This window comes from Allobosea lathyri (assembly GCF_900108245.1).
Lineage (GTDB): Bacteria > Pseudomonadota > Alphaproteobacteria > Rhizobiales > Beijerinckiaceae > Allobosea > Allobosea lathyri.
In genome coordinates, this window is record NZ_FNUY01000003.1 from 364,732 (window position 1) to 390,035 (window position 25,304).

21 protein-coding genes and 1 pseudogene are annotated in these 25,304 nt (G+C 64.2%); 7 read left to right on the forward strand and 15 right to left on the reverse strand.

Annotation, left to right across the window (positions count from 1 at the left end; all coding sequences use genetic code 11):
• Window positions 1–8: 8 nt before the first annotated feature.
• Complete coding sequence (locus C4S73_RS09245) at window positions 9–1,268, reverse strand: flavin monoamine oxidase family protein (protein WP_103872184.1); 1,260 nt, start codon at window positions 1,266–1,268, stop codon at window positions 9–11.
• Window positions 1,269–1,672: 404 nt separating this feature from the next.
• On the opposite strand from C4S73_RS09245, the gene C4S73_RS09250 reads away from it, so the two are divergent.
• On the forward strand, window positions 1,673–3,958 hold the full coding sequence (locus C4S73_RS09250) for a TonB-dependent hemoglobin/transferrin/lactoferrin family receptor (RefSeq protein WP_160115708.1): 2,286 nt from the start codon (window positions 1,673–1,675) through the stop codon (window positions 3,956–3,958).
• A 197-nt stretch (window positions 3,959–4,155) separates the two neighbouring features.
• Here the strand turns inward: C4S73_RS09250 and C4S73_RS09255 are convergent, their stop codons facing one another.
• From C4S73_RS09255 to C4S73_RS09270, 4 genes are all read right to left on the reverse strand, one after another.
• Window positions 4,156–4,965, reverse strand: coding sequence for an RNA methyltransferase (locus C4S73_RS09255; protein WP_103872443.1), 810 nt, complete (start codon window positions 4,963–4,965; stop codon window positions 4,156–4,158).
• A 105-nt stretch (window positions 4,966–5,070) separates the two neighbouring features.
• Window positions 5,071–6,948 carry a methyl-accepting chemotaxis protein gene (locus C4S73_RS09260; RefSeq protein WP_103872186.1) on the reverse strand — a complete coding sequence of 626 codons (1,878 nt, stop codon included), beginning with the start codon at window positions 6,946–6,948 and terminating at the stop codon, window positions 5,071–5,073.
• Window positions 6,949–7,137: 189 nt separating this feature from the next.
• Window positions 7,138–8,271: a dipeptidase gene (locus C4S73_RS09265; protein ID WP_103872187.1), complete on the reverse strand. Its 1,134-nt coding sequence runs from the start codon at window positions 8,269–8,271 to the stop codon at window positions 7,138–7,140.
• Between the two features lie 224 nt (window positions 8,272–8,495).
• A complete protein-coding gene (locus C4S73_RS09270) occupies window positions 8,496–9,743 on the reverse strand; it encodes an NAD(P)/FAD-dependent oxidoreductase (protein WP_103872188.1) in 1,248 nt (415 codons plus the stop codon).
• 273 nt (window positions 9,744–10,016) lie between these two features.
• Between C4S73_RS09270 and C4S73_RS09275 the strand changes: the two genes are divergently transcribed.
• From C4S73_RS09275 to C4S73_RS09300, 6 genes are all read left to right on the forward strand, one after another.
• Window positions 10,017–10,994, forward strand: coding sequence for a hypothetical protein (locus C4S73_RS09275; protein WP_103872189.1), 978 nt, complete (start codon window positions 10,017–10,019; stop codon window positions 10,992–10,994).
• A 45-nt stretch (window positions 10,995–11,039) separates the two neighbouring features.
• Complete coding sequence (locus C4S73_RS09280; RefSeq protein ID WP_244595517.1) at window positions 11,040–11,717, forward strand: glutathione S-transferase family protein; 678 nt, start codon at window positions 11,040–11,042, stop codon at window positions 11,715–11,717.
• Between the two features lie 117 nt (window positions 11,718–11,834).
• Window positions 11,835–12,518 carry a ribulose-phosphate 3-epimerase gene (rpe, locus tag C4S73_RS09285; RefSeq protein ID WP_103872190.1) on the forward strand — a complete coding sequence of 228 codons (684 nt, stop codon included), beginning with the start codon at window positions 11,835–11,837 and terminating at the stop codon, window positions 12,516–12,518.
• A gap of 144 nt (window positions 12,519–12,662) precedes the next feature.
• Window positions 12,663–13,970: an adenylosuccinate lyase gene (purB, locus tag C4S73_RS09290; RefSeq protein ID WP_103872191.1), complete on the forward strand. Its 1,308-nt coding sequence runs from the start codon at window positions 12,663–12,665 to the stop codon at window positions 13,968–13,970.
• Window positions 13,971–14,927: a cobaltochelatase CobT-related protein gene (locus tag C4S73_RS09295; protein WP_103872192.1), complete on the forward strand. Its 957-nt coding sequence runs from the start codon at window positions 13,971–13,973 to the stop codon at window positions 14,925–14,927.
• 105 nt (window positions 14,928–15,032) lie between these two features.
• Complete coding sequence (locus C4S73_RS09300; protein WP_103872193.1) at window positions 15,033–15,614, forward strand: RBBP9/YdeN family alpha/beta hydrolase; 582 nt, start codon at window positions 15,033–15,035, stop codon at window positions 15,612–15,614.
• 115 nt (window positions 15,615–15,729) lie between these two features.
• On the opposite strand, the gene C4S73_RS09305 is transcribed toward C4S73_RS09300, so the two are convergent.
• The 10 genes and pseudogenes from C4S73_RS09305 to C4S73_RS09350 all read right to left on the reverse strand — a co-directional run bounded on the left by C4S73_RS09305 (window position 15,730) and on the right by C4S73_RS09350 (window position 25,217).
• Window positions 15,730–16,845, reverse strand: coding sequence for a branched-chain amino acid ABC transporter substrate-binding protein (locus C4S73_RS09305; protein ID WP_103872194.1), 1,116 nt, complete (start codon window positions 16,843–16,845; stop codon window positions 15,730–15,732).
• Window positions 16,846–16,975: 130 nt separating this feature from the next.
• Window positions 16,976–17,350 (reverse strand): DUF6867 family protein, encoded by a 375-nt coding sequence (locus C4S73_RS09310; protein ID WP_103872195.1) that lies wholly within the window; start codon window positions 17,348–17,350, stop codon window positions 16,976–16,978.
• A gap of 164 nt (window positions 17,351–17,514) precedes the next feature.
• On the reverse strand, window positions 17,515–18,246 hold the full coding sequence (locus C4S73_RS09315) for an ABC transporter ATP-binding protein (protein ID WP_103872196.1): 732 nt from the start codon (window positions 18,244–18,246) through the stop codon (window positions 17,515–17,517).
• A gap of 26 nt (window positions 18,247–18,272) precedes the next feature.
• Window positions 18,273–19,097 (reverse strand): annotated as a pseudogene (locus C4S73_RS09320) (ABC transporter ATP-binding protein); the annotation flags it as partial.
• Entirely contained in the window at window positions 19,097–20,491 is a 1,395-nt protein-coding gene (gene livM / locus C4S73_RS09325) for a high-affinity branched-chain amino acid ABC transporter permease LivM (RefSeq protein WP_103872198.1), read from the reverse strand. The pseudogene C4S73_RS09320 and the gene livM, both read right to left, overlap by 1 nt.
• Before the next feature lie 3 nt (window positions 20,492–20,494).
• A complete protein-coding gene (locus C4S73_RS09330; RefSeq protein WP_103872199.1) occupies window positions 20,495–21,412 on the reverse strand; it encodes a branched-chain amino acid ABC transporter permease in 918 nt (305 codons plus the stop codon).
• A gap of 291 nt (window positions 21,413–21,703) precedes the next feature.
• On the reverse strand, window positions 21,704–22,714 hold the full coding sequence (locus C4S73_RS09335; protein ID WP_103872200.1) for a 4-hydroxyproline epimerase: 1,011 nt from the start codon (window positions 22,712–22,714) through the stop codon (window positions 21,704–21,706).
• A gap of 30 nt (window positions 22,715–22,744) precedes the next feature.
• The gene (locus tag C4S73_RS09340) at window positions 22,745–23,977 is read right to left on the reverse strand and encodes an NAD(P)/FAD-dependent oxidoreductase (RefSeq protein WP_103872201.1); all 1,233 of its coding nucleotides are present in this window, start codon (window positions 23,975–23,977) and stop codon (window positions 22,745–22,747) included.
• On the reverse strand, window positions 23,974–24,300 hold the full coding sequence (locus tag C4S73_RS09345) for a cupin domain-containing protein (protein ID WP_103872202.1): 327 nt from the start codon (window positions 24,298–24,300) through the stop codon (window positions 23,974–23,976). The genes C4S73_RS09340 and C4S73_RS09345 overlap by 4 nt, the downstream gene beginning before the upstream one ends.
• Window positions 24,301–24,314: 14 nt before the next feature.
• A complete protein-coding gene (locus tag C4S73_RS09350) occupies window positions 24,315–25,217 on the reverse strand; it encodes a dihydrodipicolinate synthase family protein (protein WP_103872203.1) in 903 nt (300 codons plus the stop codon).
• Between the last annotated feature and the right edge of the window lie 87 nt (window positions 25,218–25,304).

Consider the following 25,304-nt stretch of genomic DNA (forward strand, 5'->3'; position numbering starts at 1 on the left):
TCGAGAGCTTATACTTTCAATCTAGTTACCGCCGCCGCTGCCGCGCGCCCTGCCAGCGTAGCGCCGCCGACGGTCATCGCGCCGCCGCCGGCCGTGGCCTCGCCGGCGAGCCAGATGCGGCCGCCAATCGGTCGGGCCAGCGCCTCGCGCGCCTTGTCCTGGCCGGGCAGGCAGACCGAGTAGGAGCCTTGGGCGAAGGGGTCGGTCCACCAGGCCGGGAAGGAGACGGCTTTCACCGTCTTGCGAAAGTCTTCGCCGATCATCTTCGTCAGGAGATCGGTGACATGGGCGCGCGCCTCGGCTGGCCCGGCGCGTGACAGTTCGCGCGCATAGTCGCCGCCGCAATAGGCGATGACGATGTCCTTGTTGTCCGGAAACAAGTCGAAATTCATCAGTTTGTCCGACGAGCCGGCTTCCAGGAAGCTCATATCGGGCGCGATGCCGAAGCGGTCGCCCTCGACCTTGAGCGCGATCTTGGTCAGGGCGCCCATGCCCAGACCATTCAGCGCGTCGCGCGTGGGTGGCGGCAAGGCCGGGGTGAAGCGGATCGCGTCCGCTTTCAGCACGCCGACGGGGACCGTGACGATGCAGGCATTGGCGCGAAGCTGGCCGGACCGGCTCGTCACGACCACGCCCGGCCCGTCCCAGCGGATGGCGCTGACGGGTTCGTCGAGGCGGATGTCGAGACCCGCACCATAGCGCGCGACGAGATTGCCGTAGCCCGAGGGCACGACGAGATCGTCGCCGGCCCAGAGCCGCTGGTAATCGCGCGCCGAAATCCGGGCCGATTCCTCGCCGATCGAGAGCAGCAGGCCCGACGAGGCGATCGGGGCCATGTCCGGGCCGAGATCGCCGAGCAGTTCGGCGATCGACATGTCACGCGCCGTGATGTCGACGGTATCGAGCCGGCGGTCGATCTGGCCGAAGGCGGCGCGGCGTCGCAGCCGATCGGTCTCGGGCATGGGCCGCCCCTCGGCGAAGACCCGGAAGCCGCCGCCCCCAGGCTCGCCCGGGGTTTCGATGCCGAGTCCGCGGGCGATCTGGACCCAGGGGTTCCGCTCCGCCCAGTGGATGAACATGGCGCCGGCGTCATAAGCGGGGCCCAGCGAGGTGTCGGTGAAAGCGCGCCCGCCGATGCGGTCGCGCGCCTCCAGGACGATCGCCCTGCGGCCGGCTGCCCGGAGATCTCGGGCGGCGGCGATGCCGGCAGCACCGGCCCCGATGACCACGACATCGACATCGGCTGCGAACGCACGTCCCCCCGTCATGGCAAGCGTAGCCGCCAAGGCGCTGCCTCCGGTCAACAGGGTCCGGCGATCGAGCAGGCGTGGGCGCGTCCGTGATGGCATCGCCTTATGATGCTCTCGCCCTTGTGCGTTGCAATAGGCCGCAGGCCTGCGACGCCGCCGTGACGATCACGAGGTCGGGAGCACGACGTTATCCCTCCCGATGAAGGGGATGTCCGGATTGCAGGCAATCCAGGTCGCGATCCAGTTGTTTATTAGAATAGATCTATAGTTTTACATTCTGTTCACGGACAATTGACAGTCGGAAATGTTGCACATATCCGATGTCAGCCTTGTCCGAGAGTATAAGGCCTTGTTTATATTCATTTTAAATTGCTGTGGCGTGGTCATTGTTTGGCCGCGGCGGCGGGGGCTAGACTTGAATGATGGGTGATCACTCCGGCAGGTTGCGCGGCGGCGTCGCGCTCGGCAGCCTGATGTTGGCTCTACTGGCTTCGCCGGCCCACGCACAACAAAGCCGTCCGCAAGCGGTTGGTACCGCGCCGCTCGCCGAAAGTCCGGTGGTGCTGGACCAGATCACCGTCCAGGGCGAGGCGGGGACGGCGCTGGTCGCCGGACCGACCACGACCCGGACGACGCGCGAGGAGCTCGATCGTCAGCAGATCCAGAGCCTGTCGGAGCTGTCGAACCGCGTCGAGGCCGGCATCACCTTCAACCGCCAGAGCAATTCGCTGAATATTCGTGGTCTCGACGGCGCGCGCGTGCTGACGACGATCGACGGCATCCGCCAGCCATTCCTGGTCGACACCCGCATCAACCGCGGCGCAAGCAATGCCTTCGATTTCGATTCGCTCTCGACACTCGACCTGCTGCGCGGCGGCAGCGGCGCCAGCACGCTCGGCAGCGGTGCGCTTGGCGGCGCGCTCGCGGTTCGCACGCTCGATCCGGAGGATTTGATCCGCAACGGTCGTTCCTATGGCGCTCTCGCCAAGACGGGATACGACAGCACCGATCGCGCCTGGTTCGGCAGCGCAGCGGTCGCCGCGCGGCTGAACAACACCTCGGTCCTGCTCCAGGGCGGCTTCCGCGATGGGCACGAGATCGACAGCAAGGGCACGAACAAGTCGATCGGCGCCACGCGGACCGCGCCCAATCCGAGCGACTTCAACCAGTACAATATCCTCGGCAAGGTCTACCACTATGTCGACGAGGTTCATCGCTTCGGCATCACCGGCGAATTCTTCAAGCGCGCGGATCGCACCCAGGTCCGGAACAACACGGTCTCGCTGACCGGGAATTTTCGACCCGGCGCCTATCAGACGGGCGAGGATGTCGAGCGCAACCGAGTTTCGCTGAGCTATGACTACAGGCTGCCTGGCACCTTCTTCGACGAGGCCCATGCGACGCTCTACTGGCAGAGGCTGAAGCGCGACGATCTGACCAACGCTTATCGCTTCACCAGCATCGTCGGCCCTTATGCCCGCGACAATTCGAACGAAGAAAACGCCTTTGGCTTCAATGGCCATCTGGTGAAGAACTTCCAGACCGGCGCGTTCTCGCATCGCATGTTGCTGGGTACGGAGCTGCGAATGTCCTCGCTCGAGCAGTATTCGGCCGGCGTCGACAACTGCCCGGCACGTCCGGCGTCAGGGCGTTTCGCCGGCGCATTGGCGACGTGCAATAATCTCCACACCAACCAGGCCGACCAGCCGAAGATCGACGGCAAGCTCGCCGGCTTCTACTTGCATGACGAGATCGGGCTGCTCGACAATCGCCTGCGTCTCACGCCCGGTGCGCGCTTCGACTGGTATGAGGAAAAGCCGCAGAACACACCGGCGTATACGCTTGGAGGTTCACGCCCCATCGGCTTGCCGCCATCCTCCAGCGACTCGGCCTTCTCGCCGCGCATCCGGCTCGAATACGACATCATGAAGAATGCGCCCTGGGTGAAGGACGTGACGGTCTTCGCGCAATGGGCCAAGACCTTCCGCGCGCCGACACCCGACGAACTCTATGGCCGCTTCGGCGGACCCGCGACCTATCTGCGCACCGGCAATCCAAATCTGCGTCCTGAAATCGGCAACGGCATCGATGTTGGCGCCCGCTTCGGCGACAAGCTGTTCGGCGGCTCGATCACCTATTTCCACACCAATTACCGCAATTTCATCGAGACTTATCAGGTTCAGGCTGCGGGCGTCGATGGGCTATACCTGCAGGGTGGCATCACCGGCTACCGGAACATCAATCAGGCCGAGATCCAGGGCGTCGAGATGAACGGGCAATACGCCTTCGCGCCGAACTGGCTGGTGCGCGGCTCCTTCGCTTATACCCGCGGCCTGAACAAGACCGACAACACCTTCCTGAACTCGATCCCACCGGTGCAGGGCATCGTCGCCGTTGCCTACGGCACCGATCGCTGGGGCGCCGAGGTTTCGGCGAAGATGGCCGGTGCGCGCGACGACGTCTCGACGACCCCGACGAGCCCGCCGACCACCGGCTTCAAGGCGCCGGGCTATGCTCTCTTCAATGCTTCCGCCTGGTGGCGCCCGATGCCCGAGATCGCGGACCTCGAATTGCAGGTCGGCGTCTACAATATCTTCGACCGGAAGTACTGGGATGCCGTCAACGTCCCGCTCTCGCGTCCGCAGGCGCGCGACTATTACAGCGAGCCGGGTCGCACCGTGAAGGCGACGCTGAAGTATCAGTTCTGAGCGTTTGCTTGCGCGCGTTAGCGCGAGCTTGATGCAACAGCCGGCCGCTTGCGGCCGGCTGCTTCTTTTTGGCGGCAGGGGCTTTGGCGGCAGGGCTTTGGCGGAAGGGGCTTGGCGCTGAGCCGCCTCGCTGATCCCGGATCAGCGCTTCCGTGTGTCCGGGATTACGGGCTGGTTCGACGGGTCGAACGCCTGCTCTATTCGCCCTCGACCGGCTTGGGCACGCGCAGCCGGCGCGGCCCCTCGGTCAGCGACTTGAACACGCCGCGCAGCGTGCGCGCTTCCTGCTCGGTCAGGCTCAGCCGGTGGAGGATATCGCGCAGATTGGCGGTCATGACCGCCTTCTTGCCCGGTGGGAAGAAGCCGCAGAGGTCGAGCTCGCTTTCGACATAGTCGAACATGGACAGGACCGTCAGGCGGCTGGCCGGTGGCGAGGTGTTGTGCTCCCGGAAGGGCGGCTCTCCATTCGTGGCCTTGAACCATTCATAGCCGGCCAGCAGCACGGCCTGCGCCAGGTTGAGAGAGGCGAAGGCCGGGTTGACCGGAAAGGTCAGGATCGCGTCCGCAAAGCTGATCTCCTCATTGGTCAGGCCGATGCGCTCGCGGCCGAAGAGGATGCCGACGCGTTCGCCGGAGCCGACCCGCTCCGCGAGGGGCGGCATCGCCTCGGCCGGCGTCACCACGCGCTTCATCTGGCCGCGTTCACGGGCAGTCGTCGCCAGCACATGGTTGAGATCGGCGATCGCTTCGGCCGTGTTCGGGTAAAGCCGGGCATTCTCCAGGATATGCGTGGCTCCCGAGGCCGCGGAGGTTGCGCCCTTTTTCAGGCCGCCGCCGGTCGGCCAGCCGTCGCGCGGCGCGACGAGGCGCATTTCCGAAAGGCCGAAATTCGCCATGGCGCGGGCGCACATGCCGATATTCTCGGCCATCTGCGGCTCGACCAGAATGATGATGGGGGCAGGCGCTGTCGCTGGCGGGCGCGTGCGGTCGGTGCCTGATCCGGTCATGAATGAAATGGCCTCGCTCTCGGAGAGAGCGAGGCCATAACCCATCGGACGGCTTGAGCAAGTGTCTCGTGGCGAGGACCTGCCGAAGATTGCGTGCTGCCAGGTTCAGGCGGCGCGGCGCCGGGACGCCGGCTGCGCGGCTGGAACGGGAGCGCTCCTGCGGCCCGCTGCGGAAAGATGCGTCCGGAAACTGGCGACCAGCTCGTTGAGATGCTGGATCTGGTTCGTGAGCGAGGTCGCGCTGGCAGCGCTCTCCTCGGCCAATGCGGCGTTCTGCTGCGTCATCTCGTCCATATGCGCCAGGGTCTGGCTCATCTCGTCGATGCCGTTGGCCTGTTCGGCGGAGGCGGCGGAGATGTCGGAGACCGTCGAGGAGACCTTGCGCGACGCAGCGACGATCTGGCGGAGGGCCTCGCCGGCGGAACGCACCAGAGTGACGCCCTGCTCGACCTCGCGTCCTGATTCGCCGATCAGGGTCGTGATGTCCTTGGCGGCTTCGCCCGAGCGCTGGGCCAGGGTGCGAACTTCGCTGGCGACAACCGCGAAGCCCTTGCCGGCATCGCCCGCGCGCGCCGCTTCGACGGCGGCGTTGAGGGCGAGCAGATTGGTCTGGAAGGCGATCTCGTCGATCACCGAGGTGATGTCGGAGATCTTGCGGGAGGCCGCCTCGATCCGCGCCATCGCATCGACCGCATCGGTGACGATCGCGCCGCCCTTTTCGGCGACCGACATCGCCTGCTCGGCAAGCGCGACGGCGTCCCTGGACGACTGTGCCGAAGCCTTGACGGAGGCTGCGAGTTCCTCGGTCGTCGCTGCGGTTTCTTCCAACGAGGAGGCCTGTTCCTCGGTCCGCTTCGAGAGATCGTTTGCGCCGGTGTTGATCTCCCGGGCGGAGTTTCCGACATCGGCCGAGGTCGCCTGGATGGTGGCGACCGTCTCGCTGAGGCGGGAGACGGCCGTATTGAAGTCGTCGCGCAGCTTCTCATAGGCTTCGGCGACCTGGACATCGATGCGGCAGGTCAGGTCACCCTGGGAAAGCCGATCGAGGCCGCTCGCGAGCAGGTTCATCACGTCGCGCTGTTCTGCGGAGAGGCGCTCCTGCTCCCTGCTGCGGGTGACGCGTTCGCCCTCGCTCTGGGTCCGCTGCGTCTCGGCGAGGCCGCGCGATTCCTCGGTCTCGGCCTCAAGCCGGCGCATTTCGAGGCCGTTCTGCTTGAAGACGAGCACGGTGCCGGCCATGGCGCCGATCTCGTCCTTGCGGTCGGTGTCTTCGACTTGTGCGTCGTAATTGCCGGCGGCCAGATCGCCCATCGCGAGCTTCAGGCGGTTCAGCGGCGCGGTAATGCTGCGGGACGACATCAGGATCGCACCGAACAGCCCGACCAGAATGCCGGCGATTGAACTCACGATCGTCCAGATCACGGTGCTGTTGGTCGTGGCCGTGAGCACCGTGGACTGGTTGTCGGAATCCTTGAGGAGGGCATCGTTGAAGGCCCCGATGTTGTTGACGAGCGTGCGCAGCTTGCCGTCGAGCTGGTTCATGATGACCAGCGCCTTTTCGTTTTCGTCATTCTGGCCAAAACTCACGACCTGGTCGACGAGAGTTTTCAGGCCGCGCGCCTCCGCCGTCAGAATGTCGACCTGCGACTTCACTTCGGGGAAGGCGGCGGCGGCGGCGGCAAGGAAGTCGTTGGTCGCCTTATAGGCGAGTTCGCCTTCCGCCTTGGCCTGGGCGAAGCCGGTGCTGCCGGCGGGATAGGCGATGACCCGATAGGTCTGTGCGGTGACGTCGTTTGCGGCGCGCGCTGCCCTGGCCGCGGCAAGCATTGCCTTCGGACGGGTTTCGATGACGACGGAATAACTGTCATCGACGCGTTTCATCTGCATCGCTGCAAACAGGCTGCCGGCCATTCCTGCCAGCCCCATCAAGGTCACTGCACATACGATCTTCGTGCCGATCCTGACGTCTTTCAAATTAAACATGCCGACCCCCTGGGCATTGCGAGGGGTACAGCTATTCGTCGGACAGGGTTAAGATGGGATGAAGCAGGCTGGGTGTCCTAAATGTTTCGGTCGATTTTCAGGATTTATCCGGGTTGAGCGGCTGCCCTATATATCGGCTTTGCAGTTTTTGTACGTTTTTGTAGCGGGCGTTGTTTAGCTGTGTAAATTTCATCGGACTTCTATGGCCCGCATCGCGCGCAGCATGTTGCCGCCGGCGAGCTTTTCGAGATTCTCTTCCGACCAGCCGCGCCGGATCAGTTCCGCGATCAGCGCCGGGAAGACGGTGGTGTCTTCGAGCCCGTCAGGATTGACCCAGCCGAAGAAGTCCGAGCCGATGCCGATATGGTCGTGCCCGACGCGCTTGGCGAGGTAATCGAGATGGTCGCAATATTGCGGCAGCGTCGCCTTGGGGCGAGGGCCGGCCTTCGCCACGATCTCTGCCTCGGCCTTGGCGGAATCCATTCCCTCTGGCGTCTTGCCATACTGGTCCTTGGCCGGGCGATGCCAGTCGCGCGAGGCCTGGCTGATGAAATCGGGCACAAAGGTCGCCATGACCACGCCGCCATTGCCGGCAACGCGATCGAGCACATCGTCGGGGACGTTGCGGGGATGGTCGCAAAGCGAGAAGGCGTTGGAATGCGACCAGACCAGCGGCGCGGTCGACAGGTCGAGCGCGTCATGCATCACCTTGGGCGAGACATGGGCGAGGTCGATGACCATGCCGAGCTTGTTCATGCGCCGGATGACATCCTTGCCGAAGGCGCTGAGGCCGTTGTGCCTGGGGGCATCGGTGGCGGAATCGCACCAGTCATGAGTGCCGTTATGGCAGAGCGTCATCAGGCGCACGCCCAACCCGTAATAGGCGTCGAGCGCATCGAGCTCGTTGTCGAGAGCCGAGCCGTTCTCGATCGTCATGAACAGGGCGATCCGGCCCTCGGCTTTCGCCGTAGTGACATCGTGCGCCGAGAGGCCGGGGCGGAACACATCGGCATGCCTGGCGAGGATGTCGCGCATCAGTGCGATCTGCGCCAGCGCGAAGCCGGCCGGCTTGGGGTGGTTGGGCGGGACATAGGCTGCGAAGAACTGCCCGGCGAGCTTGCCGGCCTGCATGCGCGGGATGTCCGTGTCGCCCTCGGCATGGACCTTGGTCAGATCATAGGTGCCGACATCGCCCTTCGCGGCCCGGTTCAGGCGGATGACGTAGGGCAGGTCGTTATGCCCATCGATCAACGGGGCGCGGTCAAGCAGGGCAAGCGCCGCTGCATAGGCATTGTCCTGAACGGGAGCTTCGGCGAGGGCCATGGTGCAACCTTGGGGCTGGAATCGCTTGAGTCTGGAATCGCTTGGGCGGGAATCGAAAGCGGCCGGGATCGTGGCAGGTCGCGCGCAGAGAGGCGAGGGGGCGTTATGCAGGGCTGCCCGTCGTCATGGTCGGGCCTGGCCCGACCATCCACGTCTTTATCGGGCAATGAGGGTGTTTAAATCGCGCATGCTCGCCACAAGGGCGAGCATGAAGGTGTGCGCTTTCAGCCAAACCGCGATGGCGCGAAGGGTGTCGGGTCGACGAAGACCTTCTGGCCCGTCACCATCTCGGCGACCATGCGGCCGGTGACAGCTGCCAGCGTCAGCCCGTGATGCGCGTGGCCGAAGGAGAACCACAGGTTTTTGTGCTTCGGAGCCGGGCCGATGATCGGCATCATATCGGGTGTGCAGGGGCGACGGCCGAGCCAGGGCTCGGCATCGAGGCGTTCGCCGAGCGGGAAGAGCGTCCTGGCGATCGGCTCGGCGCGGGCAAGCTGCACAGGCGTCTTGGGCGCATCGCGTTCGGCGAATTCGGCGCCGGTGGTCAGGCGGATGCCCTGCAGCATGGGCGCGAGGAAATAACCGCGCTCGGTGTCGAGGACGGGGTGGTTCAGCGTGGCGTTGCCGAGCGGCTTGTAGTGCATGTGATAGCCGCGCTTGACCGCGAGCGGCAGGCGGTAGCCGAGCTTGTTGGTCAGGACATCGGCCCAGGGGCCGAGCGCCACGACGACATCCTTGGCCTGCGCCTTGGTGCCGTCGGCCAGCGTGACGCTCCACTCGGCGCCGTTCTGCACCAGCGTAGTGGCATCGCCGAGCGCGAGCTTGCCGCCGAGTTCCTCGAAGCGCGCCACATAGGCCTTCGACAGGCCGAGCGGATCGACCACCGTGACCGGGTCGGTCCAGTGCAGGCCGCCGATCAGGCTCTGGTCGAGATGGGGTTCCTCGCTGCGCAAGGTTGCAACGTCGAGCGGGCGATAGTTCAGGCCGAACTCATTCTTCCAGCGTGCGGCTTCAGCCAGGCGCGTGTCCTGCTCGGCGGCGGTGCGGAACACCTTCATCCAGCCATCGCGGCGCAGGAGGCCGGTTGCGCCTGATTCCTCAGCCAGCGCGTCATGCTCAGTGACGCAATGCTCGATCAGCGTCGCATATTGATGGGCGATCGCCTGATGTTTGGCGGCGCGCGAATGCATCCAGTAGGACCAGAGGAAGGGCGCGAGCTTGGGGAGCGCGCTCCAGTGGTAGGACGCATCGATGGTGTTGTTCATCGCGTAGCGGATGAGCGCGCCGAAATCATGCGGGAAACCGTAGGGGTAGACGCCCTCGCGCTGGATCAGCCCGGCATTCCCATAGCTGGTTTCCTCGCCGGGGCCGCGCCTGTCGACGAGCAGCACGGAGCGGCCCGCGTTCTGCAGATGCAGCGCCACAGATATGCCGACGATGCCCGCGCCGAGAACGATTGTATCTGCCCGCATAATCCACTCCTGCCAGCCCCTGACCCTGCAAAATAGCCGTTTGCGCGGCAATGTCAGCGTCGCGACGTCTTTTTGCGCGATATCGCCGAAAGTTTCGCAAGATTTGCGCCAGCAGCGACATTGCCGTCGAACGAACCGCTGATGTCTCGGCTATCGCGCAATTTTCTGCCAACGCAGGGCGAGGCGGCGCCGATGGCTGATGACGCGTGCCTGCCGATCGGTCAGTCTTGCCCCTTTCGGACTTGCCTCCTTTCCGTTCGACTCAAGGCCTTCATGCTGACGCGTCTTGCCGCATTTCTCGCCGCCGGCCTTGCATGGCTCGGGCGCCATGGCACTCAAGGATTCGCGCTCTCGATCGTCCTGGGGCTGGCGCTGCCGCAGTTTGCGGCAGCCGCGCGGCCGCTCCTGCCATTCACGATCTTCTGCTTCACCACCGTCACCTTCATGCGGGTCGATATCGGCATCACCGTCGGGCTCCTGCGCAAGCCGGCGAGCCTCATCCTGGCCTGTGCGTGGCTGATCGCGGGACCCGTCCTGCTGATCGGCGGCGCGCTCCTGCTGGTGGGGCGGGACGGGCTCGACCCCGGCATCGTGCTCGGCCTCGCCATCATGGGCGCGGCGCCGCCGATCATGTCCTCACCCGCCATCGCCATCCTCTACGGTTTCGAGCCCTCGCTGATCATCGCCAGCGTCATCCTCACGACGGTGGTCAGCCCGGTCGTCGCGCCGGTCCTTGTCGAGTTGCTGGCGGGGGCGGCGGTGCCGCTCGACCGCTGGGTGCTGACGCTGCGTCTCGTGCTCTTCGTCGGCGGCGGCATGGTCGTCGCGGCGATGCTGCGATACTGGCTCGGCCGCGCCCGCATCAAGGCGATGAAGGCCAATCTCGATGGCTTCGGCGTGCTGATGTATTTCATCTTCGCGATCGCTGCGATGGATGGCGTCACGCGTGCGGCGATGGAGAACCCGAGGCTCGTCCTCTTCGTGCTCGCCTGCGTCTTCGCGGTGTCCGCGGGCGGGCTCGTCACAGCCTGGATCGTGCTGCGGCGTCTGCCGGCACCGGAGCGCTTCATGGTTGGCTACGGCACCGGCCAGCGCAATATGGGCCTGCTGGTCGCGGCGCTGGGCGCCGGCGTGCCGCCCTCGACCTTCCTGTTCTTTGCGCTGGCGCAGTTCCCGATCTACCTGCTGCCATGGCTTCTGCGCGGGATCGCAGCCCGTATCCAGCGCGGCAAGGCTGCTGACGAAGCTTGACGGAGCGATTTGCGAGGTTGCCGGCATCGCAGCCGGAGCCACGCCATGATCACCCTGCATTCGGGGCCGCTAAGTCTGTTCTCCCGGAAGGTCGAGATCGCGCTGAGGGAAAAAGGACTTCCCTTCGACAGGGTGATGGTGCCCTTCAACCAGACCACCGGGTATGATCCCCGCCATCCGGAGGTCACGGCGCTGAACCCCAAGAGGCAGGTGCCGATCCTCAGCGATTGCGGTCTCGTGCTCTACGATTCCACGATCATCATCGAATATCTCGACGAGGCCTATCCCGAGCCGCCGCTTTTTCCTGAAAGTCCGAACGAGCGCGCCCGCTGCCGGCTGGACGAGCTCTATGCCGACGAGATCATGTTCGCGGCCTTGCGGCCCCTGATGCATCGCACGGCACCACCCTCGTCGGACCAGACCCGGCGGATCGCGCAGGAGGCGGACGCGCTGATCGCCGAGGACGTGCTTGCCGGCCATTATGCCGAGCTGGAGGAGCGTCTGGCGGGCCGTGCCTTCTTCGGTGCGGCGCTGACCGCCGCCGATATCGCCCTCTTCATGACGGTGCTGTTCGCCTTGCGGCTGGGAGGGCCGTCGCTCGATGGCTACCGCGCTCTGTCGGAGTGGTTCGTACGGCTGAAGCAGCGCCCGGCCTTCGCTCAGGCCGCCGCCGAGATCGCGGAGGCCGACCGGCGCCTGTCATTTCCGGTGAAGTCGCGCTGAGATTGGAGCGCAGCGAAGGCTGAGCCAGCCGCGCGGACCCAAGTTTTTTGTTGCCGCGTCGTTTTTTCGCGGAAAAGCGGTTCCCACTTGTCGGCGCGATGCTTTAAACCGCGAGCCATGAGCGCTCCCATCCGCATTGCCCCGTCGATCCTCTCGGCCGATTTCTCGAAGCTTGGCGAGGAGGTGCGCGCGATCGACGCCGCCGGCGCCGACTGGATTCATTGCGACGTGATGGACGGGCATTTCGTGCCCAACATCACCTTCGGCCCGGATGTGCTCAAGGCGATCCGGCCGCACACGAAGAAGTTCTTCGACGTGCATCTGATGATCGCGCCCGTCGACCCTTATGTCGAGGCCTTCGCCAAGGCCGGCGCCGATCTGATCTCCTTCCATGTCGAAGCCGGACCGCATCCGCATCGCACGCTGCAGGCGATCAGGAGCCATGGCAAAAAGGCCGGGCTCGTGCTCAATCCCGGTACGCATGAGAGCGCCATCGAGCCGATGCTGGATGATGTCGACCTGATCCTGCTGATGACGGTCAATCCGGGCTTCGGTGGCCAGAGCTTCATTCATTCGGTGGTCGAGAAGATCGCCCGCGTGCGCGCCATGATCGGCGACCGGCCGATCGAGCTCGAAATCGATGGCGGGGCGACCCCTGAAACCGCGCCGCTGGCCGCCAGGGCAGGCGCGAATGCGTTTGTCGCGGGATCCGCCGTGTTCAAGGGCGGGCCTGCGGCCTATGCCGACAATATTTCCGCGATCCGCAGGGCGGCTGAAGCCGCGCGCGGGCAGTGGGTTTGAGATTTAATCAGCCCTCATCCTGAGGAGCCGCGAAGCGGCGTCTCGAAGGATGGTCCAGCGGGTGCCTTCTGGAGCATCCTTCGAGACGCGCTCCTGCGGAGCGCTCCTCAGGATGAGGGCTCGTGTGGTGACAAGGACGAGACAATGATCCCGCGCTATTCCCGCCCCGAGATGGTCGCCATCTGGGAGCCGCAGACCCGCTTCCGGATCTGGTTCGAGATCGAGGCGCATGCGACCGACAAGCTCGCCGAACTCGGCGTCGTGCCGAAGGAGGCGGCCGCGACGATCTGGGCCAAGGCCAAGGATGCGACCTTCGACGTCGCCCGCATCGACGAGATCGAGCGCGTCACCAAGCATGACGTCATCGCCTTCCTGACGCATCTGGCCGAGATCGTCGGTCCCGAGGCGCGCTTCGTCCATCAGGGCATGACGTCGTCGGATATTCTCGACACCACGCTCTCGGTGCAGCTCGCGCGCGCGACCGATATCCTGATCGCCGATGTCGATGCGCTGCTGGCCGCGATCAAGCGCCGTGCCTTCGAGCACAGGCTGACGCCGACGATCGGCCGCTCGCATGGCATCCATGCCGAGCCGGTGACCTTCGGGCTCAAGCTCGCCCAGGCCTATGCCGAATTCGCGCGCTGCCGCGAGCGGCTCGTCGCCGCGCGGGCCGAAATCGCGACCTGCGCGATTTCCGGCGCCGTCGGCACCTTCGCCAATATCGATCCGAGCGTCGAAGCCTATGTCGCGGAGAAGATGGGGCTCGCCGTCGAGCCGGTCTCGACGCAGGTGATCCCGCGCGACCGGCACGCGATGTATTTCGCCACGCTGGGCGTCGTCGCCTCTTCGGTCGAGCGCCTTGCGACCGAGATCCGGCATCTGCAGCGCACCGAGGTCTATGAAGCCGAGGAGTTCTTCTCGGCCGGCCAGAAGGGCTCGTCGGCAATGCCGCACAAGCGCAATCCGGTCCTGACCGAAAACCTCACCGGCCTGGCGCGGCTCGTGCGCGGCATGGTCGTGCCGGCGCTGGAAAACGTCGCGCTCTGGCATGAGCGCGATATCTCGCATTCCTCGGTCGAGCGCATGATCGGCCCCGACGCTACTGTGACGCTCGATTTCGCGCTGGCGCGGCTGACCGGCGTGATCGACAAGCTGCTGATCTATCCGCAGAACATGCGCAAGAACCTCGACAAGCTCGGCGGCCTGCACAATTCGCAGCGCGTGCTGCTGGCCCTGACACAGGCCGGCGCGAGCCGCGAGGAGAGCTATTCCCTGGTCCAGCGCAACGCGATGCGCACCTGGGAGCATGGCGAGGACTTCCTGACCAACCTCAAGAAGGATGCCGACGTCACGGCGAAGCTTTCAGCGGCCGAACTGGAGGCGATGTTCGACGAGGGCTATCACTTCAAGCATGTCGACACGATCTTTGCCCGGGTGTTCGGGGAGGTGTGATTGCGCTGGGCCAGGTTTTTTGGATGGCACAAGGCCGAGCACGCAGCGCCGGCTTTGATGCCGGAGCCGGCGGGGTATCGCGTTTATACGAGAGCCTATGATTGCGAGGTTTCCCTGAGAAATCTCGACCAGGTTCTGGAGCCGATGTCGTCCAGTCAGGCCCTTGAACATGAAGCTCTGAAGATCGCTTACCGCGACACATTCGGAGAATGGCGTGCCTTCGCCAATGCAAAGGCCATCTTGGTCCGCAATGAACTCACGCAACTGATGACGCGTGAGGTTCGTGCTGGGACAGCGATCACAATTCTCGTGGACCTTTCTGGCTCGATGCGCGGCCAACGCATCTTGATGTGCCTCACCGCCATCCAGACATTCGGGATCATGATCGAAGCTCTGGGCATAAAGTTCGAGATTCTTGGTTTCACGACCTCGATGTGGAGGGGAGGTCGGCCACGTGAGCAATGGTTGCGCGATGGCAAGCCTGCATGGCCGGGGCGGCTCAACGAGATCCTGCATCTGGTGATTGCCAGCTCAGGCAACAACACTGAAAGCGTGCGGCTCGCAGATTTCCCAACCCTTTTGCGCCCCGACCTTCTCAAGGAGAATATCGATGGCGAAGCCGTTTCGTGGGCGGCGGAGCGATTGATGCTGAACGATTCGCGGCATCGACAATTGATCATAATATCTGATGGCGCTCCGATGGATGATGCCACCTTTCTTGCAAACGGTGGTGCGCTTCTGCACGCTCATCTTGTTGAGACTGTTGGCGCGATACAGAGGTCTGGAGATATTGATATCGCTGCGATTGGCGTCGATTGCGTTCCTAATCTATGTTATGGAAATCGAACTAAAACATCATCTGCTGATGAGCTGTTGGAATCATTGTTTTCTATTGCCCGGTCGATTTCGTCATCTGCGACTGGTCGGTCCAATCTAGCAAAAGGGTGCTTGAATTGAAGACTGGACGCGGCTGCGTCGCTTGAGCGGCAACTGGGGCTCGGCGTCGCCCGCCGGGCGTCTTTTCCGCACATCAACCAATACAATCACTTGTAGAGCCGTTTCATGAAATCCTCCGATGCCGACATCCTCATCATCCCCGGCTGGTCCGGCTCCGGGCCTGACCACTGGCAAGGCCGCTGGCTCGCAAAGCTCTCGACCGCCCAACTGGTCGAGCAGGAGGACTGGTACAAGCCGGCGCGGGATGCCTGGGCCAGCCGCATCGTCGCGGCTGTGCGGGCGGCGACGCGGCCGGTGGTACTGGTCGCGCATTCGGCCGGGGTCAGCGCTGTCGCGCATGCGGCTGAATATCTCAAGCCCGGCGAGGTCGCTGGCGCCTTTCTGGTTGCGCCGGCCTCCGAGACGGCCAAGCGTGCCATTCCCGGCATGGAACAGGCCTTCACTACGCACCGGCGCGAAAGGCTTCCGTTCCCGGCGGTGCTGATTTCCAGCGCGACCGATCCCTATTGCACGCAGGATGAAGCCAAGGCGCTGGCCGAGGCGTGGGGCGCCGAATTCGTCGATGCAGGCGACAGCGGCCATCTCAACACCGAATCCGGCCATGGGCCCTGGCCCGATGGGCTGCTGCGTTTCGCCGGCTTCCTCAGAGGCTTGAGCGCGGTTCCGCAGAAACAGATTCAGTCGTAACGCGCGCTTTTCGGGGCCTTCCGTCTTTGCTGCCCCGATTGTGCAGGACATGGAAAAACCCGCCCCGGATCGCTCCGGGGCGGGTCTTTTTGTCTTGGCCGTCAGCTAGTCGAGATCAATTCTCGACATAGGTGATTTTGCCGTCCGCGCTCTTCTTCCAGGTGTAGACGGTGTAGTCGGGACGGGTGATGTCGCCCTTCTTGTCGAAGGAGATATCGCCGATCACGGTCTTCACGGGCTGGCCGCCCTGGAGGACCGCCGCGATCTTCTTGGGATCGACGGAGTTCGCGCGCTTGGCGCCTTCGGCCATGATCTGCACGGCGGCGTAGCTGTACAGGGTGTAGGCTTCAGGCTTGAACTTGCGCGCTTCGAACTTCGCCAGCACGGCGGCTGCTTCCGGGCGCTTCTGCGGGTCCGGCGGGAAGGTCATGAGCGTGCCTTCGACGCCGGGGCCGCCGATCGTGGCGAACTCGTCGGTGGTGATGCCATCGCCCGAGACGAGCACGGTCTTCAGGCCCTGGTCGCGCATCTGGCGCACGATCAGGCCGCCTTCGGTGTGCAGGCCGCCCCAGTAGAGATACTCGGCACCGGCTGCCTTGATCTTGGAGACGAGCGCCGAGAAGTCCTTCTCGCCGGCGTTGACGCCTTCATAGAGCACTTCCTTGACGCCGCCGGCGTTCAGCCCCTTCTTGGTCTCGTCGGCGAGGCCCTGGCCATAGGTCGTCTTGTCGTGGACGACGGCGATCTTCTTGTCCTTGAAGTTCTTCAGCAGATAGGCCGAGGCGACGCCGCCCTGCTGATCGTCACGTCCGCAGGTCCGGAAGGTGTTCCAGAGGCCGCGTTCAGTGATCTTAGGGTTGGTGGCCGAAGGGCTGATCATCAGGATGCCGTTTTCGGCATAGACTTCCGAAGCCGGCATGGTGACGCCGGAGTTGAAGTGGCCGACAACCCATTTGACGCCGTCGCCGACGAATTTGTTGGCGACCGAGACGCCTTGCTTGGGATCGGAGACATCGTCACCGACGGAGACGACGATCTTCTGGCCGAGCACGCCGCCGGCGGCGTTGATGTCCTCGACCGCCTGCTCGGTGCCGTTCTTCAGCTGCGCGCCGAAGGCCGCGTTCGGACCGGTGATGGGGCCGCCTACGCCAAGCTTGATCTGGGCATTGGCCACGCCGGCAAAGGCGAGGACCGCGCCGAGCGCGATACCGCCCAACAGCAGTTTCTTCATGAGATGAGACTCCCCTGTCTATTACTATGAACGGGCTGGAAGATCCGCCCGTCTCGGCGCGTGTTGCCACCGTGAAACGCAGTCTTGCGCTTTTTCAACGGTCTGTCACGCGTCAAGCTTGGTGCCTTTTTCAGGCTAATTCGGGCTTAATCTGCGCTCCCGGGCGCGGCTTCCAGCCGAACGGGCCGGAGCGCTCGAACAGCCAGCGATATTGCGTCGTCATCTGCCGCGCGCGGTTAAAACGCCAACCGGCATAGCCGAATGCCATCAGAATGACCGTATCGACGATGTAATAGTGCAGCGTCAGCAGCGTCGCCTGAAACAACGCGAAATGGATGAAGCGCACGAATAGTCCGAGCGCAAGCATATAGATCACGAGCTGGAAGTTCGGGCGCCATGTCAGGGCGATCGCGCGGCCCGCCATCCAGGCCAGCCAGCCGCCCATCACCACCGTGACCAGCAGGAACAGCCAGATCGTCGGTTCTTCGTAGAGGATGCCTTGCATGGCCTAGGCTCCAACATTCGCTTCGATATCGCAGCCACAGCCCTCATCCTGAGGAGCAGCCCTGAGGCTGCGTCTCGAAGGATGTTCCAGCGCGCTCTGAACCATCCTTCGAGACGCCGCTACGCGGCTCCTCAGGATGAGGGCTGCTTGGGAGAGATGTCGCTTCAATGCCGCCCGCCTTCGAGATAGGCCGCGCGCACCTGGGGGCTTGCCAGCAGTTCCTGGCCGCTGCCGCTCATGGTCACCAGGCCGTTGACCATCACATAGCCGCGATGGGCGAGCTTGAGCGCGTGGAAGGCGTTCTGCTCGACCAGGAAGACGGTGAGGCCCTCGCTGCGATTGAGCTCGCGGATAGCCTCGAAGATCTGCTTGACGATCAGCGGGGCGAGGCCGAGCGAGGGCTCGTCGAGCAGGAGCAGCTTGGGGCGGGCCATCAGGGCGCGGGCGATCGCGACCATCTGCTGTTCGCCGCCCGAAAGCGTGCCGCCGCGCTGCTGCAGCCGCTCCTTGATGCGCGGGAAGAGCACGCAGATCTTTTCGAGGTCCTCGTCGAAATGGGAGAGGTCGCGCAGCGACGCGCCCATCTGCAGGTTCTCGAACACGGTCATGCGCGGAAAGATGCGTCGCCCTTCGGGGGATTGCGCAATTCCAAGGCGGGCGATCTCGTGGCTCGGCATCTTCGTGATGTCGCGGCCCTCATAGGTGATGGTGCCTTCGCGCGCCTGCGGGTTGCCGAAGATCGTCATCATCAGGGTCGACTTGCCGGCGCCGTTGGCGCCGATCATGGTCACGATCTCGCCTTGCCGCACGTCGATGTCGACGCCCTTCAAGGCGATGATCTTGCCGTAATAGGTCTTGACGCCGCGGACGGCGAGGAGGGGAGCTGCTTCGGTCACGCCAGTCCGACCTCCGCTTCGACAGCTGCGACCTCTTCGTCATCGACGCCGAGATAGGCCGCGATCACTCTTGGATCGGCCTTGACCTCGGCGGGAGTGCCGTCGGAGATCTTGGTGCCGTAGTCGAGCACCACGACATGGTCTGAAATTTCCATCACCACCGACATGTCGTGCTCGATCAGCAGCAGCGCCGTGCCGATATCCTTGCGGATCGAGAGCAGCAGCGTGTTGAGGTCGTGGCTTTCGCGTGGATTGAGGCCGGCGGCCGGCTCGTCGAGACAGAGCAGAACCGGATCGGTACACATGGCGCGCGCAATCTCGAGCCGGCGCTGGTCGCCATAGGGCAGGTCGGCCGCGGGATCGTCGGCGCGGTCGATCAGGTTGATCTTCTCCAGCCAGAACTTGGCCTTCTCGATCGCCTCCTTCTCGCGGGAGCGATAACCGCCGATGCCGAGAACGCCGAGAAAGGTGAAGCCCGACGCGATCATCAGCGGGTTGTGCTGCGCGACCAGCAGGTTCTCCAGCACCGTCATGCCGCCGAAAAGGCGGATGTTCTGGAAGGTGCGGGCGACCTTGGCTTTCCAGGAGATGCGAAAATCGGGCATCCGCTCGAGCAGATAGCTGGATCCGGAATCCTGCGTCAGGGTCATCATACCTTCGGTCGGCTTGTAGAAGCCGGTGATGCAGTTGAACACCGTCGTCTTGCCGGCGCCGTTGGGGCCGATCAGCGCCGTGATGTCGCCCTTGCGGGCCTCGAAGGAGAGATCGTTGACGGCGGTGAGGCCGCCGAAGCGCATGGTCAGATGTTCGACCTGCAGCAGCGGCCGGTCGTGGAGCGGAACGGTTGCCATCAGCCGTGCCCCTCCTGAACCATATCGGCCGAGATGGTCTTCTTTTCCTTCAGGAATGTCGTCGGTTCTCGTGTCGAGATCAGCCCGCGCGGCTTCCAGATCATGATCACGACCATGGCGAAGCCGAAGATCAGCATGCGGTATTTGGTCGGGTCGAAGTCGTTGCCGAAGATCGCCTTCAGCCAGTCGAGCTCGCGCAGCAGTTCCGTACCGCCGATCATGACGATCGCGGCGATCGCACAGCCCCAGAGCGAGCCCATGCCACCGAGCACGACGATGGCCAGGATGATCGCCGATTCCATGAAGACGAAGGATTCGGGGCTGATGAAACCCTGCCGCGCCGAGAAGAAAGCGCCGGCGAAGCCGCCGAACATGGCGCCGATCGAGAAGGCGGTGAGCTTGGTATTGGTCGTGTTGATGCCGAGCGAGCGGCAGGCGATCTCATCCTCGCGCAGCGCTTCCCAGGCGCGGCCAACCGGGAGCCGGCGCAGCCTCAGGCTGACGAAGGCGGTCAGCAGGGCAAGCGCCAGGATCAGGTAGTATAGGAAGATCGTTCTGTAGAGCGGCGAAAATTCGAGCCCGAAGACCGCCGCGAAGCCCTCATCGCTGGCATTGAACGGAATGCCGAAGAAGCTCGGGCGCGGGATGCCGGAAATGCCGGCATAGCCATTCGAGAACTCGACCCAGTTGATCAGGATGAGGCGGATGATCTCGCCGAAGGCGAGCGTCACGATCGCCAGATAATCACCGCGCAGCCGCAGCACGGGGAAACCGAGCAGCATGCCCCAGAACGCGGCCAGGATGCCCGACATGGGCAGCAGGATCCAGAAGGACAGGCCGAAATTCTTGGCGAGCAGCGCGTAGGAATAGGCGCCCACGGCGTAGAACGCGACATAGCCGAGATCGAGCAGGCCGGCGAGGCCGACGACGATGTTCAGCCCCCAGCCGAGCATGACGTAGATCAGGATCTGGACGCCGAAATTGTCGATCCATTTCAGCGCGCCGCCCCAGCCCGCGAGATTGATCGCGATGATCGGGAAGGTGACGAGGAAACCCAGCCCGAATAGCGAGAAGACCCGCGAATTGCGCTGGAAGAAGGCGAAAGTGCCATGCGGTAGGAAGCGCACCAGCGACTTGCGGTCGGCCTTGCCCTGCTGGCGCAGCGCCATAAGGAAGCGGCCGACGAAGACGATCCCCACTGCCCAGGCCACCGCGTCCCAGCGCGGGTCGAGCACCAGGACATTGTCCATGTTCTGGCGGGTGCCCCAGGCGATGATGGGGATGCAGAGGCCTAGTGTCACGAAGGCCGCGAAGCCGGCTTCCTTCAGCGCGGCCTTCAGGTCGAGCTTGCGGGGGCCAGGTGTCGCGTTCGGGGTCGAGCTTGTCTGTGCCATGTGTCAGACTTTCTCGACTTCGGGGCGGCCGAGGATGCCCGAGGGCATGAAGACGAGCACGATCGCCAGGATGCAGAAGGCCGCGACATCCTTGTAGTCGATCGTGAAATAGGCCGACCACATCACTTCGATCAGCCCGATCAGGAGCCCGCCGATGACGGCTCCGGGCAGCGATCCGATGCCGCCGAGAACGGCCGCGGTGAAGGCCTTCACGCCGGGAACGAAGCCGTCATTGAAGGAGACCACGCCGTAGAGCACGAGGTACATGACGCCTGCGACCGCCGCGAGCGCCGCGCCCATCACGAAGGTGATCGAGATCGTGCGGTCGACGTCGATGCCGAGCAGCGCAGCCATCTTGCGGTCCTGCTCGCAGGCGCGCTGGGCCCGGCCGAGCGGTGTCTTCTGGACGATGTACCAGAAGGCCGCGAGCAGCACTGCGGTGGTCACGATGATGGTGATCTGCTTGTAGGAAATCTGGACCGAATAGGTCGTGCTCTCGATCAGGGTGATCGACTTGTTGAGCATCGGCGGGATCGACTTGTTGCGCGGCCCCTGCACGACCTGCACGAAATTCGACAGGAAGATCGACATGCCGATGGCCGAAATCAACGGGGCGAGGCGGAAGGAGCCGCGCAGCGGCCTGTAGGCCACCCGCTCGATCGTCCAGTTCCACAGCGAGGTGAAGAACATCGCCAGGATCAGGACGAAGATCAGCGCCACCACGATCAGCCCCGCGCCGAACCAGGAGGCGATCAGCATGAAAAAGATCAGCGCGATGAAGGCCGACAGCATGAAGATGTCGCCATGAGCGAAATTCACCATGCCGATGATGCCGAAAACCATCGTGTAGCCGATGGCGATGAGGCCGTAGATCGACCCCAGGGTCAGCCCATTTATGAGCTGCTGCAGGAATACTTCCATCGACGACGCTAACCCCTCGAACCAGCTCCCGTTCTCTTCGTCGGCATGACACCGACGCATGCGGGATGCGATTACTATGCATGCCTAGCAATGGCGTGCGGTGCCGACAATCGCCCCGCACAAACTTTCTGTCAAAAGCAATCTGCCGCTTCTTGCTAAAGGATTAGGCAGTGATCTTTGCCGTCCGGAGGCGAATTCGCGCAACATGATTGCTTGTTGTGCAGCGCAATAGCGGCGCCGGCCTGCGCCTGGGGCATGGCAAATCGAGGTTTCGCGAGGGCGAACCATGACTCAGGGCCGGTCCGCGACCTGAAAGCCATGGGCGAGAGGATCACGGTCGTCGATGAAGATGGTGTTGTAGCCGGTCATGCGGGCCCAGCCCTCGATAGAGGGAATGATTCCCTCGAAGGGGCCGACCTGCGCGGCCTGTTCGACCCGGCCGCGAAAGAGCGTGCCGATGATGCTTTCATGGATGAAGTCGTCGCCGACCTTCAGCTTTCCCTGCGCCGCCCATTGCGCCATGCGCGAGGAGGTCCCGGTGCCGCAGGGCGAGCGGTCGAGCGCCTTGTCGCCATAGAATACGGCGTTGCGGGCGTGTGCCTCAGGCTTGGTCGGTGCGCCCGTCCAGAGGACATGGCTGAGCCCGTTGATCGCCGGGTTTTCCGGATGGATGAATTCGTATTTCGCGCCGAAAGCAGCGCGCAGCTTCGGGCTCCAGCGCAGGAGGTCGGACGGGTTGACGTCCGCTATGTCCTTGAACACGGCCTGCCGGTCGACGATCGCGTAGAAATTGCCGCCATAGGCCACATCGACCGTCACCTCGCCCAACCCCTCGACCTCTGCAGTGAGGCCGGTCGCATGGAGGTAGGAGGCGATGTTGGTGATGCGGACGCTGTCGACATAAGGCCCGTTGCGGACATAGGTCGCGGTCACCAGCCCGGCCGGCGTATCGATCTTCAGCACGCCTTCCTGGCGCGGCGTCACCAGCCCGCGCTCCAGCGCCATGGTCACGGTACCGATGGTGCCGTGGCCGCACATCGGCAGGCAGCCGGACGTCTCGATGAAGAGGAAAGCGATGTCGGCATCGGCGCGCGTCGGCGGGTAGAGAATTGCGCCCGACATCATGTCGTGGCCGCGCGGTTCGAACATCAACCCAGTGCGGATCCAGTCATATTCGGCAAGGAAATGGGCGCGCTTCTCGACCATGTTGGCGCCCTCCAGCCGGGGCCCGCCGCCGGCCACGAGGCGCACGGGATTGCCGCAGGTGTGGCCGTCGACGCAGAAGAAAGTATGGGTCGTCATGGGCTTGGCCTTGTTGGCTGATGGTCTGATTCAGAAGCGCCTTGGGCTGAACGGCGCGATATCGATCGCGGGCGCGCGGCCAGCGACGAGAGCAGCAACGATGTCGGCCGTCGCGGTCGATTGCGTCATGCCGTAATGGCCGTGGCCGAAGGCGTAGAGCACGTTGCGGTTGCGATTCGCGGGGCCAATGACCGGAAGCGAATCGGGCAGCGATGGGCGGAAACCCATCCAGAGATTGCCGATCTCGAAGGCTGGCAATCCCTCTACGAAGCCTGTGGCCTTGTCGTAGAGCAGCCTGGTGCGGGCGTGGTTGGGGCTGGCTTCCAGTCCGCCGAACTCGACCGCGCCGCCGATGCGCAGGCCGCTCTCCAATGGCGTCATGACAAAGCCGTGGCCCTCGAAACCGACCGGGCGGCTGGTCAGGCCGGTCACTCCGGGAAAGCTGACATTGTAGCCGCGCTCCGTATCGAGCGGGACACGGTCGCCGAGCGCCGCAGCCAGCGGCTTCGACCATGCGCCGGCCGCGATCACCGCGCGGTCGACGACGCGCTGCCAACCGTCGGGTCCGATCAAGGCAGGGCGCTCGCCGGTCGAGATGTTGGCGACCTCAGCTTTCTCGAAGACCGCGCCACGCGCCAGCGCCGCCTCGAACAGCGCGAGCGTCAGCTGGAGCGGGTCGCTGATATGGGCGGCGTCGGGGTGGAAGGCAGCGCCGACGAAGCGGTGCTTGAGCGCGGGTTCGAGCTGGTACAGTTCGTCGGGGCCGATCATGTCGACCCTGATGCCGAATTCGGCCTGCCTTGCGGCGATCAGCCGGGCTTCTGCGAAGGCTGCCGCATCGGTGAAGGCGTAGAGCCCGCCATGACGGTGGATATGGCGGGTCAGCCCGGCCTTGTCGGCCCGCGCGAGCCATGCAGGCAAGGCGAGTTGCTGCAGGGCGACGAGGCCACGGATCGAGCGCTCATAGGCCTGCGGGCGAGCGGCCAGCACGAAACGGGTGAGCCAGGGAAGAAGTTTCGGGAGGTAGGCCGGGCGGATCGTCAGCGGACCGAGCGGATCGAGCAGAAATTTCGGCACCTGCCGCAGGATCTTGGGGCTGGCGATCGGCAGGATATCGGTATGGGCGATCCAGCCGGCATTGCCGCGCGAGGGGCCGAAAGCCGGTCCCTCCTTGTCGATGATCAGGACCTCGTGGCCATCGTCGAGCAGCGCATGGGCGATAGCCGAGCCGACGATGCCAGCGCCGACGACCGCGACCTTCACGGCAGGCTCAGCTGCTTCAGGGCGGCGGGCTGCTTGACCTCGATCTCGACGAAGGCGATCGGATGGTCGGAGCCGTTCATGACGTCGTGCTCGATGCCGGCAGGGCGCATATAGGCCTGCCCCAGGCCGAGCGGCACGTCGGTTTCGCTCTTGCCGTCATGGATGCGCAGCGTGCCCGCCACCAGCATCACCACGAAATAGGGCCAGCCATGGCTGTGCCAGCCCGTCACGGCGCCGGGTTCGAAATCCCAGCGCGTGATGCGGATGGCCTCGTCGTCCTGCTGGACGGTCGGAGTGGCGGGGATCGTGCAGGTGAAAGCCATCCCGGCCTCCGGCTTCAGAACGAGGGCAGCGCCGGACGCTTTGCTTCCGCCGCCTGGACGATGGCGGTCAAACGCGCGCGTTCCGCACCCTGGAGAGCGATGCGCGGGGCGCGGCAGCGATCATTGGAGCCGATCGCCAGCGCTTCGACCAGCTTGATGTTCTGCACCAGTCGGGCGGAGACGTCGAGATCGAGCAGGGGACGGAACCAGCGATAGATCGCGATCGCCTCGGCCATGCGGCCGGCCTTCGCCAACTCGTAGATCGCCACCGTCTCCTTGGGATAGGCGACGACGAGGCCGGCGACCCAGCCGTCCGCGCCCAGCGCGAGGCTTTCGAGCGCCAGATTGTCGACCCCGGTCAGGATCGCGAAGCGATCGCCGAAGCGTGTCTTCATTTCGGTGATGCGGCGGATATCGTCGGACGATTCCTTGATCGCCGTGAACAGCGGCTCGTCGGCCATCTCCTCCAGCATCGCCGGCGTGATGTCGACGCCATAGGCCGGGGCATTGCTGTAGATCATGACGGGAAGCCCGCCTGCCTTCGCGACAGAACGGTAATGCGCGATCGTCTCGTGCGGCTCTGACTTGTAGGGAATGCCGGGCAGCACCATGAAACCGGCGGCGCCGGCCTTGGCGCCGGCCTCGGCCAGCTTGCAGGCGCCCCGGGTGGAGCCCTGCGCCACGGTCAGCAGCACCGGGACCTTGCCGCCGGCGACACGCAGCGCGATCTTCAGGACCTCGATCTTCTCGTCGGGGTCCAGCGTCGATGCTTCCCCGAGCGAGCCGGCAATGATCAGGCCGTGGACGCCGGCATCGAGCTGGAGCTTGAAGCAGCGCTCCATCTCGGCGACGTCGAGCTGGTCGTCGACGGTGAATTTCGTGGTGACCGCAGGCAGAACGCCGGTCCATTTGGTCATGACACAAAGCTCCTTGCGCGCTGGCCCGTTTCGCTTGCAGATGGCAAAGTCGTGTTCTCGGGCGGCTGTGAGATGATTGATATATCA

What these genes read in the sequence shown, in the direction of transcription:
- C4S73_RS09255 (WP_103872443.1), bottom strand. Translation starts at nt 4,965, where the DNA reads ATGACCGGATCAGGCACCGACCGCACGCGCCCGCCAGCGACAGCGCCT.
- C4S73_RS09250 (WP_160115708.1), top strand. Translation starts at nt 1,673, where the DNA reads ATGGGTGATCACTCCGGCAGGTTGCGCGGCGGCGTCGCGCTCGGCAGC.
- C4S73_RS09265 (WP_103872187.1), bottom strand. Translation starts at nt 8,271, where the DNA reads ATGGCCCTCGCCGAAGCTCCCGTTCAGGACAATGCCTATGCAGCGGCG.
- C4S73_RS09335 (WP_103872200.1), bottom strand. Translation starts at nt 22,714, where the DNA reads ATGACGACCCATACTTTCTTCTGCGTCGACGGCCACACCTGCGGCAAT.
- livM (WP_103872198.1), bottom strand. Translation starts at nt 20,491, where the DNA reads ATGGCACAGACAAGCTCGACCCCGAACGCGACACCTGGCCCCCGCAAG.
- C4S73_RS09310 (WP_103872195.1), bottom strand. Translation starts at nt 17,350, where the DNA reads ATGCAAGGCATCCTCTACGAAGAACCGACGATCTGGCTGTTCCTGCTG.
- C4S73_RS09280 (WP_244595517.1), top strand. Translation starts at nt 11,040, where the DNA reads ATGATCACCCTGCATTCGGGGCCGCTAAGTCTGTTCTCCCGGAAGGTC.
- rpe (WP_103872190.1), top strand. Translation starts at nt 11,835, where the DNA reads ATGAGCGCTCCCATCCGCATTGCCCCGTCGATCCTCTCGGCCGATTTC.
- C4S73_RS09270 (WP_103872188.1), bottom strand. Translation starts at nt 9,743, where the DNA reads ATGCGGGCAGATACAATCGTTCTCGGCGCGGGCATCGTCGGCATATCT.
- C4S73_RS09330 (WP_103872199.1), bottom strand. Translation starts at nt 21,412, where the DNA reads ATGGAAGTATTCCTGCAGCAGCTCATAAATGGGCTGACCCTGGGGTCG.
- C4S73_RS09260 (WP_103872186.1), bottom strand. Translation starts at nt 6,948, where the DNA reads ATGTTTAATTTGAAAGACGTCAGGATCGGCACGAAGATCGTATGTGCA.
- C4S73_RS09345 (WP_103872202.1), bottom strand. Translation starts at nt 24,300, where the DNA reads ATGGCTTTCACCTGCACGATCCCCGCCACTCCGACCGTCCAGCAGGAC.
- C4S73_RS09300 (WP_103872193.1), top strand. Translation starts at nt 15,033, where the DNA reads ATGAAATCCTCCGATGCCGACATCCTCATCATCCCCGGCTGGTCCGGC.
- C4S73_RS09350 (WP_103872203.1), bottom strand. Translation starts at nt 25,217, where the DNA reads ATGACCAAATGGACCGGCGTTCTGCCTGCGGTCACCACGAAATTCACC.
- purB (WP_103872191.1), top strand. Translation starts at nt 12,663, where the DNA reads ATGATCCCGCGCTATTCCCGCCCCGAGATGGTCGCCATCTGGGAGCCG.
- C4S73_RS09245 (WP_103872184.1), bottom strand. Translation starts at nt 1,268, where the DNA reads ATGACGGGGGGACGTGCGTTCGCAGCCGATGTCGATGTCGTGGTCATC.
- C4S73_RS09305 (WP_103872194.1), bottom strand. Translation starts at nt 16,845, where the DNA reads ATGAAGAAACTGCTGTTGGGCGGTATCGCGCTCGGCGCGGTCCTCGCC.
- C4S73_RS09275 (WP_103872189.1), top strand. Translation starts at nt 10,017, where the DNA reads ATGCTGACGCGTCTTGCCGCATTTCTCGCCGCCGGCCTTGCATGGCTC.